The sequence below is a fragment of the Caldicellulosiruptor changbaiensis genome (assembly GCF_003999255.1).
GTDB lineage: Bacteria > Bacillota > Thermoanaerobacteria > Caldicellulosiruptorales > Caldicellulosiruptoraceae > Caldicellulosiruptor > Caldicellulosiruptor changbaiensis.
On sequence record NZ_CP034791.1, the window covers coordinates 2,120,117 to 2,134,391 of the forward strand.

The 14,275-nt window shown below is 37.0% G+C and carries 14 protein-coding genes and 6 tRNA genes; 1 reads left to right on the plus strand and 19 read right to left on the minus strand.

The window, feature by feature from the left end:
• Positions 1–34: 34 nt before the first annotated feature.
• From gatB to ELD05_RS10430, 18 genes are all read right to left on the minus strand, one after another.
• Positions 35–1,477, minus strand: coding sequence for an Asp-tRNA(Asn)/Glu-tRNA(Gln) amidotransferase subunit GatB (gatB, locus tag ELD05_RS10345; protein WP_127352370.1), 1,443 nt, complete (start codon positions 1,475–1,477; stop codon positions 35–37).
• Between the two features lie 58 nt (positions 1,478–1,535).
• On the minus strand, positions 1,536–2,996 hold the full coding sequence (gene gatA / locus ELD05_RS10350) for an Asp-tRNA(Asn)/Glu-tRNA(Gln) amidotransferase subunit GatA (RefSeq protein WP_127352371.1): 1,461 nt from the start codon (positions 2,994–2,996) through the stop codon (positions 1,536–1,538).
• A gap of 30 nt (positions 2,997–3,026) precedes the next feature.
• Positions 3,027–3,311, minus strand: a complete 285-nt coding sequence (gene gatC / locus ELD05_RS10355) for an Asp-tRNA(Asn)/Glu-tRNA(Gln) amidotransferase subunit GatC (RefSeq protein WP_127352372.1) — start codon at positions 3,309–3,311, stop codon at positions 3,027–3,029.
• A gap of 177 nt (positions 3,312–3,488) precedes the next feature.
• Complete coding sequence (locus ELD05_RS10360; protein ID WP_127352373.1) at positions 3,489–3,815, minus strand: hypothetical protein; 327 nt, start codon at positions 3,813–3,815, stop codon at positions 3,489–3,491.
• 187 nt (positions 3,816–4,002) lie between these two features.
• Positions 4,003–6,138: a sodium-translocating pyrophosphatase gene (locus tag ELD05_RS10365; RefSeq protein ID WP_127352374.1), complete on the minus strand. Its 2,136-nt coding sequence runs from the start codon at positions 6,136–6,138 to the stop codon at positions 4,003–4,005.
• A 163-nt stretch (positions 6,139–6,301) separates the two neighbouring features.
• Positions 6,302–6,376, minus strand: a tRNA-Cys gene (locus ELD05_RS10370).
• A 22-nt stretch (positions 6,377–6,398) separates the two neighbouring features.
• Positions 6,399–6,474 (minus strand) — tRNA-Gly (locus ELD05_RS10375).
• Positions 6,475–6,492: 18 nt separating this feature from the next.
• Positions 6,493–6,568, minus strand: a tRNA-Phe gene (locus tag ELD05_RS10380).
• An 11-nt stretch (positions 6,569–6,579) separates the two neighbouring features.
• Positions 6,580–6,656: transfer RNA gene (locus ELD05_RS10385), tRNA-Asp, on the minus strand.
• Between the two features lie 8 nt (positions 6,657–6,664).
• A tRNA-Val gene (locus ELD05_RS10390) sits at positions 6,665–6,740 on the minus strand.
• 176 nt (positions 6,741–6,916) lie between these two features.
• Positions 6,917–7,774 carry an Hsp33 family molecular chaperone HslO gene (hslO, locus tag ELD05_RS10395; protein ID WP_127352375.1) on the minus strand — a complete coding sequence of 286 codons (858 nt, stop codon included), beginning with the start codon at positions 7,772–7,774 and terminating at the stop codon, positions 6,917–6,919.
• Positions 7,775–7,868: 94 nt separating this feature from the next.
• On the minus strand, positions 7,869–8,069 hold the full coding sequence (locus tag ELD05_RS10400; RefSeq protein WP_011916463.1) for a cold shock domain-containing protein: 201 nt from the start codon (positions 8,067–8,069) through the stop codon (positions 7,869–7,871).
• A gap of 80 nt (positions 8,070–8,149) precedes the next feature.
• Positions 8,150–8,875 (minus strand): class I SAM-dependent methyltransferase, encoded by a 726-nt coding sequence (locus ELD05_RS10405; RefSeq protein WP_127352376.1) that lies wholly within the window; start codon positions 8,873–8,875, stop codon positions 8,150–8,152.
• The gene (gene plsY, locus ELD05_RS10410; protein ID WP_127352377.1) at positions 8,875–9,483 is read right to left on the minus strand and encodes a glycerol-3-phosphate 1-O-acyltransferase PlsY; all 609 of its coding nucleotides are present in this window, start codon (positions 9,481–9,483) and stop codon (positions 8,875–8,877) included. Before plsY ends, ELD05_RS10405 begins: the two co-directional genes overlap by 1 nt.
• Positions 9,483–10,802, minus strand: a complete 1,320-nt coding sequence (gene der, locus ELD05_RS10415) for a ribosome biogenesis GTPase Der (RefSeq protein WP_127352378.1) — start codon at positions 10,800–10,802, stop codon at positions 9,483–9,485. Before der ends, plsY begins: the two co-directional genes overlap by 1 nt.
• The gene (locus ELD05_RS10420; protein WP_127352379.1) at positions 10,799–12,100 is read right to left on the minus strand and encodes a DUF512 domain-containing protein; all 1,302 of its coding nucleotides are present in this window, start codon (positions 12,098–12,100) and stop codon (positions 10,799–10,801) included. Before ELD05_RS10420 ends, der begins: the two co-directional genes overlap by 4 nt.
• Before the next feature lie 27 nt (positions 12,101–12,127).
• The gene (locus ELD05_RS10425; RefSeq protein ID WP_127352380.1) at positions 12,128–12,925 is read right to left on the minus strand and encodes a dihydropteroate synthase; all 798 of its coding nucleotides are present in this window, start codon (positions 12,923–12,925) and stop codon (positions 12,128–12,130) included.
• Between the two features lie 7 nt (positions 12,926–12,932).
• Entirely contained in the window at positions 12,933–13,400 is a 468-nt protein-coding gene (locus ELD05_RS10430) for a DUF402 domain-containing protein (RefSeq protein ID WP_039765366.1), read from the minus strand.
• 99 nt (positions 13,401–13,499) lie between these two features.
• On the opposite strand from ELD05_RS10430, the gene ELD05_RS10435 reads away from it, so the two are divergent.
• Positions 13,500–13,577, plus strand: a tRNA-Pro gene (locus ELD05_RS10435).
• A 2-nt stretch (positions 13,578–13,579) separates the two neighbouring features.
• Here ELD05_RS10435 and sigK read toward each other — a convergent pair.
• Positions 13,580–14,242 carry an RNA polymerase sporulation sigma factor SigK gene (gene sigK / locus ELD05_RS10440; RefSeq protein ID WP_127352381.1) on the minus strand — a complete coding sequence of 221 codons (663 nt, stop codon included), beginning with the start codon at positions 14,240–14,242 and terminating at the stop codon, positions 13,580–13,582.
• Between the last annotated feature and the right edge of the window lie 33 nt (positions 14,243–14,275).

The following is a 14,275-nucleotide window of genomic DNA, read 5'->3' on the forward strand; positions in this document are numbered from 1 at the left end:
TGAATATTCATAAGAAAGCTCCTTTTCTTAAAGCTTATATTTTCTCAAGTTCTTCTTTTAAGATTTCATTTACAAGCTGTGGGTTTGCCTTGCCTTTTGTTATCTTCATAACTTGGCCCACCAAAAATCCAAACGCCTTGTCTTTACCATTTTTATAATCTTCTACTGATTTTGGATTGTTTGCTATTGCCTGTTTCACAGCTTCTAAAATTACGTTCCTGTCTGTTATCTGAACAAGCCCTTTCTCTTTTACAATAACCTCTGGGTCTTTTCCTGTTTCAAACATCTCTTCAAAGACTTGTTTTGCAATAGTGTTAGAAATTGTCTTGTTATCAACAAGGTTAATAAGGCTTGCAAGCTGATTTGGTTTAATCTTTATATTGTCAATTTCCTCAGGTTCTAACCCTTTGTCATTTAATATTCTCATAATCTCTCCCATCATCCAGTTGCTCGCAGCTTTTATATTACTTGTGTACTTTATGCACTCTTCAAAATAGTTGGCAATTGGTTTAGAGGAGGTCAAAACACCAGCATCATACTCAGGAAGACCATATTCTTTTATATATCTTTCCTTTTTCTGGTCAGGAAGCTCAGGAATTTTCTTTCTTATCTCTTCAATCCACTTTTCATCAACAATTATCGGTGGAAGGTCAGGCTCTGGGAAATATCTGTAGTCATGCGCTTCTTCCTTTGTCCTCATTGAAAGGCTTATCCCTTTTGCGTCGTCCCATCTTCTTGTCTCTTGGATAACAACACCGCCACTTTCTAAAACTTCTATCTGTCTTCTTGCCTCATATTCTATAGCTCTTACAACAGATCTGAAAGAGTTTAAATTCTTCATCTCTGTTCTTGTCCCAAACTCTTTTGAACCTTTTGGTCTGACAGAAAGATTCACATCAACCCTCAGTGACCCTTCTTGCATCTTGCAGTCAGAAACCTCTGTGTATTGCAAAATTGCTTTTAGCTTTTCAAGAAATATCCTTGTCTCTTCGCTGGAACGTAAATCAGGCTCTGTAACAATCTCAATCAAAGGAACACCGCACCTGTTAAAATCAACAAGACTTCCTTCTTCCCACTGGTCATGAAGAAGCTTTCCGGCATCTTCCTCAATGTGAATTCTCTTTATCCCTATTCTCTTTTTTTGCCCATTTACCTCAATGTCTATATAACCATTGTAACAGAGTGGCAAGTCATACTGTGAAATCTGGTAAGCTTTTGGAAGGTCGGGATAAAAATAATTTTTTCTGTCCTGTTTGCTATATCTTGCTATCTGGCAGTTTGTGGCAAGCCCTGCCATTATGGCATATTCAACCGCCTTTTTGTTCAAAACAGGAAGTACCCCTGGCATGCCAGTGCAAATAGGACAGCAATGTGTGTTTGGCTCACCGCCAAACTCTGTGGTGCAGCTGCAAAAAATCTTTGACTTTGTTGCAAGCTCAGCATGCACTTCTAAACCTATTACAATCTCATATTCCATCTTCTTTTTTCACCTCTTGTTTAAAATAATGCTTTTGTTCAATCTATAGGGTTCTGTATTATAAATTCTGAGGTTTTAAGTTTCTATATCCGCTGTTTTGTTCATAGGTATATGCAACTCTTAATATCGTCTGTTCATCAAACGCCTTACCTATAATCTGAAGACCTATCGGAAGTCCGTTGCTGTCAAAACCGCACGGAATTGATATTGCAGGAAGCCCTGCAATGTTAACTGGCACTGTGCATATATCCGACATATACATCTCAAGCGGGTTCGAAACTCTTTCACCTATTTTAAAAGCTGTTGTTGGGCTTGTTGGTGTGATAATAACATCATACTTTTGGAAAGCTTCATCAAATGCCCTCTTAATCAATGTCCTTACCTGCAATCCTTTTTTGTAGTATGCATCATAGTATCCAGCAGAAAGTGCATACGTGCCAAGCATAATTCTTCTTTTTACCTCTGAACCAAATCCTTCTGACCTTGTCTTTTTGTATAAATCAATCAGGTCCTCATAATTTTGTGTTCTATATCCATATTTGATTCCGTCGTACCTTGCTAAATTTGAGCTTGCCTCAGATGAAGCAATGATGTAGTAAGTTGGAAGAGCATACTCCACAATTGGTATTGAAAACTCTTCATACTGTGCACCAAGAGATTTTAAAAGCTCAAGTGCTTTCTCAACAGCTTTTTTTACCTCATCATTAACTCCTTTTTCCATATATTCTCTTGGAACACCAATCTTAAGACCTTTAACATCATTTACAAGAGCCTTTGTAAAGTCAGGAACCTCAATTGGTGCTGATGTTGCATCATATGGGTCATGTCCACATATGATATTCATTGCAATTGCACAGTCCTCAACATCTTTTGTCAAAGGTCCTATCTGGTCAAGAGAGGATGCAAATGCAACAAGTCCAAATCGCGAAACCCTTCCATATGTTGGCTTCATACCAACAACTCCACAAAGTGAAGCTGGCTGCCTGATAGAACCACCTGTGTCAGAACCAAGGGTGAAAAATGCTTCATCTGCTGCAACAGCTGCAGCAGACCCACCTGATGAACCCCCCGGAACTCTTTCCAAATCCCACGGATTTCTTGTTGTGTGAAAAGCAGAGTTTTCTGTTGATGAGCCCATTGCAAACTCGTCCATATTGAGCTTGCCTAAAAGTGTCATGTCATTTTCTTTTAACTTTTTTACAACAGTTGCATCGTAAGGTGGAACAAAGTTGTAAAGGATTTTAGATGCACATGTTGTCCTAATTCCATCTGTGCACAGGTTGTCTTTGAGAGCAATTGGAAGCCCATATAAGCTTCCTACCTGTTCACCCTTGGCAATCTTTTCATCAATCTTTTTTGCATTTTCTAAAGCCTGTTCTTCTGTGATTGTTATATATGACTTTACCTTATCTTCAACCTGTCTAATTCTCTCAAGAACACTTTCGACAATCTCTTGACATTTCACTTCTTTCTTTTTAATAAGTTCAATTGCTTCATGCGCAGTAAGTTTGTAGAGCATCTTTTGTTTAGCCTCCTTACAAATAAATATTTATTCTACAATTTTTGGGACTTTTATACAAACATCGTCGTGGGAAGGAGCGTTTTGTAAAATCTTTTCGCGCGGGTATGAAGGCTTTACCTCATCGCTTCTAAACACATTGTAAAGGTTAAGGACATGTGCTGTTGGTTCAATACCTTCGGTGTCAAGGTCAGATAGTTTATTTGCAAACTCGATTATAGCACCAAGCTCTTTTGTCATCTTTTCAATTTCTTCTTCAGTCAAAGTAAGTCTTGCAAGGTTTGCAACATATTCAACATCTTGTCTTGTTATCATTTTTTTCAGCTCCTTTTTTGTTATAAGGTAAATTTTAATGTGAGTTTGTTACTCTTATCTATTTTATAGTAAATTAAGTACATTATCAAGAAAAAAGAGGCTGGGGAAAAAACCTGTCTTCCCAGCCTCATTCTTTGTCAAAAAGCGAAAAAACAAACTCTCCTCCCTTTTTTCAAATTAACTTGCCATCCTCTTTGTCAAAATCTCACAAACCCTCTCCTCAATACCCAATAAGTAAATCTTGAAATCCTTAGTTGCTATGATTGTTCGTCTGTCACTTGTCCTGCTTGGATATGCTTCTTTGAAATCTGTCCACTTGACAACACCGAAATGTTTTTTTGATGGGTCAATTAAGTAAAATCCGTTCTGACATACATGCAGTTTCATCCTGCCTTGATACTTTATGTCTGGGTGACCTTCAATGTACTCAACATCAAGTGGCTCACAGATGTCGCGCCCAAGCTCTTTTATCTGTTTTGGCACACCTAATCCAAACAGGCCCATCTGTGCTCCCCCCTATTCATTTCCTAATTTTATTATACCATTTTTGAAAATTGTTTAACAACTTTAATTTATTTTCTGTATAAGCAAACTTAAATTCAATCCTTAGCTCCAATTCTCAAAAACAAAGAAGGGAAGAAGGACTATAGTTTCCCTTCTTCCCTTTTGCTTCTATTTTCTCAATAAACCCTTATCTAAAGAGCGATACAAACACAAGAGTAATTGTAGATATAAGCTTTACAAGCACATGCAAGGACGGACCTGCTGTGTCTTTGCAAGGATCTCCAACTGTGTCTCCAACAACTGCTGCCTTGTGTGCATCTGACCTTTTGCCACCGTAGTTGCCAAGCTCTATGAACTTCTTCGCGTTGTCCCATGCACCACCGCCGTTGTTGAGGAAAAGCGCCAAGATCACACCTGCAATTGTACCTATCATTAAAAAGCCCGCCGCTGCCTCTTTTCCAAGTAAAATTCCAACCAAAATAGGTGCAATTACAACTATCATTCCAGGAACAACCATTTCTTTCAAAGCACCTTTTGTAACAATATCAACACACTTTGCGTAGTCAGGCTTTGCTCTTCCTTCCATAATACCAGGTATCTCTTTAAATTGACGTCTTACTTCCAAGATAACATACTGAGCAGCTCTTCCAACCGCCCTTATTGCTGTTGAGCTGAAAAGGTAAACAACCATCGCACCGATAAATGCACCGATGAATACTTCAGGTTTTCCAATATCAACAGAGAACCAAGACTCAAGTGGTCTTCCCAGTATCTTTTTGACCTCATCAAGGTAAGCAGAGAAAAGTAAGAAAGTTGCAAGTGCCGCAGAACCAATAGCATAACCTTTTGTCAAGGCTTTTGTAGTATTGCCGCAAGCATCAAGCCTGTCTGTGACATTTCTTACCTCTTCAGGTGCACCTGACATTTCAGTAATACCACCGGCATTGTCTGTAATCGGTCCAAATGTGTCCATTGCTAAAATATATGCACAGGTTGAAAGCATACCCATTGTCGCAATAGCTGTACCATAAAGTCCTCCGTTTGCAAACCCAGGAAGTGCATGTTCACCAAGTTTGTATGCAATATAAATTGCAATTGATATAAACACAACTGGCAGTGCTGTTGATTCCATACCAACTGACATTCCTGTTATGATATTTGTCGCAGGACCGGTTGTTGATGCTTTAGCTATCTCCTGAACAGGTCTGTAGTGATAAGAAGTATAAAAGTCTGTAAGCCATACGAAAATATAGCTAAGAATTATTCCTGCAACAGCACAGCCATACAAAAGCCACCAGTTAACCTCTTGACCGTTTGGAAGCTTGCCAGAGAGCATTGCTTTTACTATGAAAATCAATACTATCAAGTTCAAGATTGTTGTGACAAAATAGCCCTTGTTCAAAGCCTTCATTGGGTCTTTGCTCTCATCCTTTGTATTGACAAAGAAAAGACCAATAACAGACGAAACAATACCTATAGCACGTGCAACAAGTGGGAACAAAATTCCCTTCCACCCAAATACAGGATATAATGCAACACCAAGTATCATAGCACCAATATTCTCAGCAGCTGTTGACTCAAAAAGGTCAGCACCACGGCCTGCACAGTCTCCTACATTGTCACCAACAAGGTCAGCAACAACAGCCGGGTTTCTTGGGTCATCTTCAGGAATTCCTGCTTCAACCTTTCCTACAAGGTCAGCGCCAACGTCAGCAGCTTTTGTATAAATTCCGCCGCCCAGCTGAGCAAACAGTGCCACAAACGATGCACCAAATCCAAATCCGACAATCAGCGAAGGTGCTTCTTTTATAAGATTCTCCTTACCAGAGGCTCCTCCGTACAGCAAAAACAGTGTTGCAACGCCCAAAAGTGACAGCGCGGTCACAGCTAAACCTGTCACAGCACCGCCACGAAGAGCTATCTGCAAAGCTCTATTTAAACCTTTTCTTGCACCTGCTGCAGCTCTGACATTAGAATTCACTGCAATATACATTCCCAAATACCCAGATATTGCTGAGCAGAGTGCACCTGTTATAAAAGCAAAACCTATATGAAAAGCAATCGAAGCAGCCTGTGATGAACCTTTTGAAAGGTTACCAAAATAATTTGCAATTATGATTATAACGGCAACAATCAATGCAAGAATACCAATAGTTTTGTACTGCCTGTTTAAAAATGCCATGGCACCTTCTTTGATTGCACCTGCAATCTCCTGCATCTTTTCATTACCTTTTTCTTGAGAGAAGATAAATTTGACAAGGCCAATGATTACAAGAATTGCAAACACAATTACTCCATAGATTAAAGCTATGTAGGCTCCCACAATAATCCCTCCTTAAAGATAAAATTTTTTGTCAACAATTTGACGACCTTTAAAAAAGCGTACAATATATTTTTATTCTACGCAAAGGTCAAAAAATCCTTCTTTCAGAAAAACAAAAAACCTGCTCAATTTTTCTTGAGCAGGTTTGATAACTTTCACATATTGGAGGCGCCACCCGGATTTGAACCGGGGAATCAGGATTTTGCAGACCCTTGCCTTACCGCTTGGCTATGGCGCCACATTCTTACTATATAAAATTTTGGAGCGGGAAACGGGACTCGAACCCGCGACATCTACCTTGGCAAGGTAGCGCTCTACCACCTGAGCTATTCCCGCTCATCATAATATTTCCTTTGGTGCCTCGGGGCGGAATCGAACCACCGACACGAGGATTTTCAGTCCTCTGCTCTACCAACTGAGCTACCGAGGCATGTCTTAAACTGGCGACCCAGAAGGGACTTGAACCCTCGACCTCCAGCGTGACAGGCTGGCGCTCTAACCGACTGAGCTACTGGGCCATTTTAGATGGTGGGCAGTGCAGGGCTCGAACCTGCGACCCCCTGCTTGTAAGGCAGGTGCTCTCCCAGCTGAGCTAACCGCCCATATTTATTGTTTTTTTGTCGTCGCCGCATTTAATCAGCGGCGACATGTTTTATTATACTTGACATCTTAGTGTTTTTCAATAGCATTTTTTAGGCAGAATCAAGCTAAATTTTATTATTTTCTTTGATTTTTTCAAATTTTCTCGCCCAGGCTAAAGATAGCTTAAATTTTCTTATTATTTCGAGCCATATTTAATTTTAAAAGCTTCTTCTCTTGTAAAATAATATTTCTTCTCACAAAAGCTACAGACAATTTCTATCTTCTCATCAGATATCTCATCGTCAGTAAGAAGGGGAATTATACTCTCTACCTTTTGTTTTGAACAATCACATTTGTACTTTGGATAATACTCATCTAAAATCTCATATTCAATGTCTCCAAAAAGTTCTGTTACAATATCTACAATATCATTTTCAGCCAGAATAGAAGAAATATTTGAAAAATTTTTGAACCTTTCTTCAAGGTTGAGAATAACATCAGGGCTTGTTTCAGGAAGTACTTGGATTATAAATCCCCCAGCTGACCTTACACTCTCGTCCTTGTCTATCAAAACACCAAGTGCAACAGCAGATGGAATCTGCTCTGACAAAGCAAAATAGTGCGTTATATCTTCTGCAATCTCACCTGAGACAAGTTCAATTTGACCAATATATGGTTCTTTTAAGCCCAGGTCTTTTATAACTGTTAGTGTGCCTTCTCCTATTGCACCTTTCACGTTTAGCTTTCCTGCTTCGTTTATCTCTGTGAGCACATTTTTATTCTTTACATAACCTTTGACATTTCCTTTTGAATCAGAAACTGCAACCAAGCCTTTTAAAACTCCTGTGCAAGAAATCTGAATTGAAATTGTATGCCTTTCACCTTTTAACATAACCCCCATCATTGATGCGGCTGTCAAAAGCCTACCTAAGGCCGCTGTTGGGATAGGTGGAAGATTATGTATTTTTCTTGCCTCTTCGACTATGTCTGTTGAGTCCATGATGAAGATTGCAATATTTTTGTCATTTGATAGTGCTCTTAATATTTTTGCCATAAGTAGTATTACCCCCAAAAAACAAAAGTTTAAGATTTTATAGATTTTATTTTATACCAAAAACAAAAAAGCTTCCAGCAAAACTGCCAGAAGCTTATTTTACCTTTCTTACATTCACTGCCTGGTTTCCTCTTTCACTCTTCACAACATCAAATTCGACCATCTGTCCTTCTGCTAAAGTCTTATATCCTTCCATGTTGATGGCTGAAAAATGAACAAAAACATCATCACCATTTTCAGTACTGATAAATCCATAACCCTTCTCAGGGTTGAACCACTTAACTCTTCCACGCATTTTAAAAAAGCTCACCTTCTTTTTTCACTTTTAAATCATTTACAAATAATATTCTGACTACTTTTAGAAAGTTTTATGCACTAAATCTTCTTGCAAACGTAACAAACTTTCGTGCAAAAGCAAGTTTTGTTAGGACTATTGTAGTCATAAACCCTCTTTACAATTACAAATTTGCTTTTCTTTAAAAACTTTTCAATCTCTTGATCTGAATAAATGTACTCAATTATCTTATCATGTACAGCTGTCTTTACATCTGCTATTGAAAAATTAATAGAAATTTTCTTCCGCATTGCTTTAAACTTCCAAGTAAATAATATGTCATCTACTTTTTTGACCACTTTTTCTCTTTTCCCCAAGCTTTTTAGATATTCTTTTAGATTTATATCAAATATAAACAACCCATTACTTCTTAGCACCCTTCTCACATTCTCGAAGTATTTCAAAAGGTCTTTTTTATCCACATGATTTAAAACATCCATGGTAGAAAGTACCACATCAAATTTATTTCTTGGCACAAAATCCAAAAAGTTTTTATTGTAGAGTCTCACATTAAAAGATGAGTTTGTAATATAAGCAAATTTTATCATCTGCCTTGATATGTCAATACCATAAAGTTTTTTAAAACCTATTTGGGCCAAAGAGCGCAAAATAGAACCTGTTCCACATCCAATATCTAATATTCTTGCTTTCTTTGAAATACCAAACTCAAGAAATGTATTTTTTAAAAACCTCAAAATTAATTTCTTGTTAAAAAAGACATTAGAAAATCTCTTGTAGTACCACGCAATGTTATCATAAGCGCTCATTATTGAAGTTTTACCCTCTCCCCAATCTTCCTCTCCGTGCCATTCAAAAGCCTTTTAATATTTTCTCTGTGACGGATAATTATGACAACCATTATTATAAGAGCCAAAAACCAGTATTCCCTTGCAAATATCAAAATAACAAGGAAATACAAGATACTACCTACTATACTTGTCAAAGACATATACCTTTTTATAACAAGTACAATCAATGCAAGTGCTATTACAATAAGGGTAATAACCGGTGTTGCCACAAGCGCAACACCAATAGATGTTGCAACCGCTTTTCCTCCTCTAAATCCGAAGTATAATGGCCAATTGTGACCACAGATAACTGCAAACCCAGCAAGTGTAACACCTAAAACAACGTCATCTGGCATGACAATCTTAGCAAACAAAGTTGCCACAACACCTTTCAAAACATCAATAGTAAATACCAAAATTGCAGGACCTATCCCCATTGTACGAAGAACATTGGTAGTGCCCGGATTTCCGCTCCCGTATTTTCTAATGTCAACTCCATTTAACATCTTACCAATTATAAGAGCTGGCAGTACACTTCCAAGCAAATACCCTACTGCAAGCACAATCAAAATCTGAAGTGCTTTCATTAATCCTTTTCCCCTTTCTCTCTTATTAGAAATACTATAGGCACCCCTGTGAAGTCAAATGTCTTTCTGAGATAGTTTTCAATGTATCTCTGATATGAAAAATGAAATAAATCCTTATCATTTACAAATATAGCCATCTTTGGAGGCTTTTCGCCCACTTGTGTCATGTAATAAATTTTAAGCTGTTTTCCTTTGTCACTTGGCGGCTGATATATTGTTGTTGCTTCTGCTAAAACGTCATTTATCTGACCAGTTGTAATCCTCCGTGTGTAGTTGCCATATACATATAAGACCGTCTCTAAAAGTTTTTTGACTCTAAAACCTGTCTTCGCAGAGATGAACAAAACAGGTGCAAACTTGAGAAAACTGAGTTTCTCTTCTATTTGCTTTTTGTATTCATCTGCCGTCTTTTCATCCTTCTCAACTGCATCCCACTTATTTACAGCAATAATACATCCTTTTCCTGCTTCATAAGCATACCCAGCTATCTTTGCATCCTGTTCTGAAACCGGCTCTGTACCATCAAGAAGAATAACGCAAATGTCACTTCTTTCTATCACAGAAAGAGTTCTGAGCATACTGTAGCGCTCAATATTGTCATAAATTTTGCTCTTTCGCCTAAGACCTGCTGTGTCAATCAAAGTTAGAGGAATACCTTCAAACTCAACATATGAGTCTATTGCATCTCGCGTTGTACCTGGAATATCGCTTACAATAACCCTCTCCTCTCCAAGAATATAGTTTACAAGAGAGGATTTTCCTGTATTTGGCTTTCCTATTATAGCAACCTTTATTGAATCCTCTTCTATTTCATTTATTCCCACTTTATCAAAATAACTAACAACTGCATCTAAAACATCTCCAACACCACTGCCGTGTTCTGCTGACATAGGAATTGGGTCAGAAAGTCCAAGCTCATAAAACTCATAAATTATGGGCTGCTCTGATATGTTGTCAATTTTATTTACTGCAAGCACAATAGGTTTTTTCGAAGCTCTTAACATATTTGCAACTTCTCTGTCTGCATCAGTAAGTCCAGTTTTGCCATCCACCATAAAGATTATTACATCAGACATGTCAATAGCAAACTGTGCTTGGCGTCTCATTTGTTTTAAAATAATATCTTCAGAATAAGGTTCAATACCGCCTGTGTCTATTACATTAAAAGTAATCCCTCTCCACTCTGTCTCGCCCACAATCCTGTCGCGTGTAATACCCGGCGTGTCATCGACAATTGCACGCCTCTCACCAATTAGCCTATTGAAAAGCGTAGATTTCCCTACATTTGGTCTTCCCACAATCGCAACAGTTGGCTTCAACCCTTTTCACCACCTTTCAGTAAATAATAGAGTAGTTTTCTGCCATGATTTTCTACAGGATAAACTGGACATTTAAATCTCTTTTTTAACTCATCTATATGAACATCATCTAAAAACTTATTTTCATAGTTAAGAGCACATGAAGGAATCAAAATATAATCACCAATATTAACATTTTGTAGCTGATCAATTATGTCTTTGCCAGTGAGAAGCCCTGCAACTGTAATAGTATGCCCAAAGAAATTGTTCACAATTTTTACAATATTGACTTCCACATTTGGAAATTTTTTGTTAAAAATCTTTGTAAGGTTCTTTAAAAACTCATATGCTGAAACACCTGTTATAACTGTTACATGTTTTTTAAGATTATAGTCTGGTTTTAGTCTTTTTAAAGCCTCTAAAAATTGCTTTTTAAAAAGGGCAAGCAAACCCACCCCATTTTCTATTTGCCTAAAATCCTCGTAAAACTCATAACCTGGTACGTCCTCTTGAGCTTTGATATAAAACTCATCAGAAGCAAAAACAAGCTTGGTACCAAATTCTTTTTTAAATTTTCTTTGCCATCCTGATATTTGATTTAAGACCTTCTTCGCATCATCTTTAGAAAAAGGCTCCAAAGGAAATAATCCCTCACGGTATTTTGTAAGTCCTACTGGTACAACTGCTATAGAGCGAATATTAGGATAAAATTTTGACAAATCAGAGATTGTTCTGTCAAGCTCAAAGCCGTCATTTATTCCTTTCATGAGAACAATCTGAGCATCAAATTCTATATTGTGTTTTGCTAAAAATTCTAGCTGGTCCAAAATCAGTGCAGCCTTGGGGTTTTTCAAGATAAATTTTCTCAAGGTCGGGTTGGTTGTATGAACAGAGATTTTCAGAGGACTTAAATGAAATTTAACTATTCTTTCAAAGTCCTTTTCTGTCAAGTTTGTAAGTGTAATGTAATTGCCACTTAAAATTGAAAGTGCTGTATCATCATCTTTTATATAAAGAGTCTTCCTCATACCTTTTGGAAGCTGGTCAATGAAACAGAATATACACTTGTTTACACACCTTTTAACTTTCTCGTATTCAAACTCTATTCCAAGAGGTTTTAATTTTTTGTTTATAAGCCCGATTTTATAAAGCTTCCCATCCCTCAAATACTCAATTGTAAGTCTCTCTTCCTTGGAATAGTACAAGTAATCAATTATATCATTTATCTCACAACCATTTATTTTTAAAACTATGTCTCCTGGTTTAAAACCACACTTATCTGCCAAACTATTTTGCTGTATATTAGAAATTTTTAACATCTCTTCACCTTTTCAGACTAAAAATTTTTAATCTAAAAACCCTTCTCTTGCCTTTGTAATATATTCCATACAAAACTCATCTCGACCTGAAAGGGCCTCTGCAGCGTAGATTAACTTCATCAAAACATCATCTAACGGATCAGCAATGCAGCTATTTAAGCCAAAATAAATCGCAATGGGCAAAAATGCTCTATTTAACCATCTTCTTTTTGGAAGCCCAAACGACACATTTGAAAGACCACAGATAATATTTACATTCTCAAATTCTTTCCTGATTAATTTTATTGTCTCAAGCGCAACATCAACATATCTTTTGTCAACAGATACTGGTTGGAGCATTGGGTCTAAGAATATATCTTCCTCAAGAATACCACTACTTGTAAACCTATCAACAAGCCTTTTTGCAATCTCAACTCTTTTTTCAGGCTCATCAGGTATACCAACATCGTCCATCAAAAGAGCAACCACTTTCATGTTGTACTCTTTGATAATAGGTAGCGCTCTTGACAAAATCCCCTCTTCGTATATCACAGAGTTAAAGATGGCTCTTTCTCCTTTATAAATTTTCATAACCTCTCCTATGACCTCTGGTCTTGGACTGTCAATTGAAAGTGGGGCATCAATCTCCTTTTGAATACTTTCAATCATCTTTTTTAAAACTTCTGTTTCAATATCTACAAAAGCTCCTGCATTTACATCTATATAATGAGCTCCTGCTAAATACTGTTTTTTTGCAAGCTCTACAATGTATTCAAAGTTGCCCTCTTTTATTGCATCAGCAACATTCTTGACTGTTGAGTTTATCTTTTCACCAATTATTATCATTGTTGTTTTAATTCACTCCTTTTTTAAGATATTCTTCAACCTTGTCCAGCTCAAAGCCATTGTAAAGATCGTTAAGTAGAAGGTTTAGTCTCTCCAACGCCATAAGAACAATTTCTTCTGAAATCTTGTTTTCTTTTCTAAGACAAATTAGTTCATCAATGTCAGCAACTTTGTAGCTTCCATCTGGAAAAACTATAACATCAACCAGCAAATCCTCTGTTACAATTTTATCGTTGTCTATATGCGTATCTATAATATCACAATAAGTGTATAGCAGTCTATCGTTATAATCAAAAACCTTGCTAATTTTAATACCTTTTTTAAGATACACACAAGAAGCGCCCCATTTGATATCTTCTCTTTTTTTAATAGGAAGCCACTTAGTTATAAGTACATCATCATCCATGTAAACTATCTCATCAGAAGATATATCTATCTCCTCTTCAGGGTAAAATCTTTTTCTAATTAACCTCAAACTGATTACTCCTTTTACATTTGATTTTTTTGAAAATTATTATATAATGTAAAGTAGAGGTTTGTAAACAAGAATTCAAAAATGAACAAACCGAAAGGTCGGGATGTGGCTCAGTTTGGCTAGAGCGCCTGGTTCGGGACCAGGAGGTCGCAGGTTCAAGTCCTGTCATCCCGACCATTTTAATAGCTTTCATTACAGCTCTTTTGTAATTCATTGTACAACTTTTTCAAAGCTTTTTTCTCAATCCGGGACACATATGAGCGAGATATCCCTAAAAGATTTGCAACTTCCATCTGAGTTCTTTCCTTGCCGTTTTTAAGCCCATATCGAAGTTCAATTATGCGTTTTTCCCTACCTTTTAAAATCTTGTCAAGCTTCCTCAATAAATTTTTTATCTGTATCTTCACATCTACTTGGTCATCTATATCATCTTGGTCACTTTGTAAAACATCTATAAGCATTATTTCATTCCCATCTTTATCACTGCCAATGGGATTTTCAAGCGAAACTTGAGATAAAAACTTTTTGTTTTGGCGAAGATACATCAATATCTCATTTTCAATACATTTTGCTGCATATGTTGAAAGCCTTGTGTTTTTTTCTTGAGAATACGTCTCAATAGCTTTAATAAGTCCAATAGTTCCCACAGAAATAATATCATCTGTTAAATTTGGAAAAGACAAGGTATACTTTTTAGCAATATGAGCAACAAGGCGCAGATTCTTTTCAATTAGAATGTTCCTTGCTTCAACGCAGCCTTCCCACATCTTTTTTAAATGCATTTCCTCTTCTTCATCAGAAAGAGGATGGGGGAATGAGTTTGCGTTTTCGATATAAAACATTTTGCATATGCACTCCTAATCAGTAGCCTTTTG

Bases quoted from the DNA above. Each gene is read 5' to 3' on its own strand.
- ELD05_RS10400 (WP_011916463.1), bottom strand. From the start codon at position 8,069: ATGCGTGGAAGAGTTAAGTGGTTCAACCCTGAGAAGGGTTATGGATTT.
- ELD05_RS10360 (WP_127352373.1), bottom strand. From the start codon at position 3,815: ATGGGCCTGTTTGGATTAGGTGTGCCAAAACAGATAAAAGAGCTTGGG.
- gatB (WP_127352370.1), bottom strand. From the start codon at position 1,477: ATGGAATATGAGATTGTAATAGGTTTAGAAGTGCATGCTGAGCTTGCA.
- ELD05_RS10405 (WP_127352376.1), bottom strand. From the start codon at position 8,875: ATGAGCGCTTATGATAACATTGCGTGGTACTACAAGAGATTTTCTAAT.
- ELD05_RS10420 (WP_127352379.1), bottom strand. From the start codon at position 12,100: ATGTTAAAAATTTCTAATATACAGCAAAATAGTTTGGCAGATAAGTGT.
- ELD05_RS10425 (WP_127352380.1), bottom strand. From the start codon at position 12,925: ATGATAATAATTGGTGAAAAGATAAACTCAACAGTCAAGAATGTTGCT.
- plsY (WP_127352377.1), bottom strand. From the start codon at position 9,483: ATGAAAGCACTTCAGATTTTGATTGTGCTTGCAGTAGGGTATTTGCTT.
- sigK (WP_127352381.1), bottom strand. From the start codon at position 14,242: ATGTTTTATATCGAAAACGCAAACTCATTCCCCCATCCTCTTTCTGAT.
- hslO (WP_127352375.1), bottom strand. From the start codon at position 7,774: ATGGCAAAAATATTAAGAGCACTATCAAATGACAAAAATATTGCAATC.
- gatC (WP_127352372.1), bottom strand. From the start codon at position 3,311: ATGATAACAAGACAAGATGTTGAATATGTTGCAAACCTTGCAAGACTT.
- gatA (WP_127352371.1), bottom strand. From the start codon at position 2,996: ATGCTCTACAAACTTACTGCGCATGAAGCAATTGAACTTATTAAAAAG.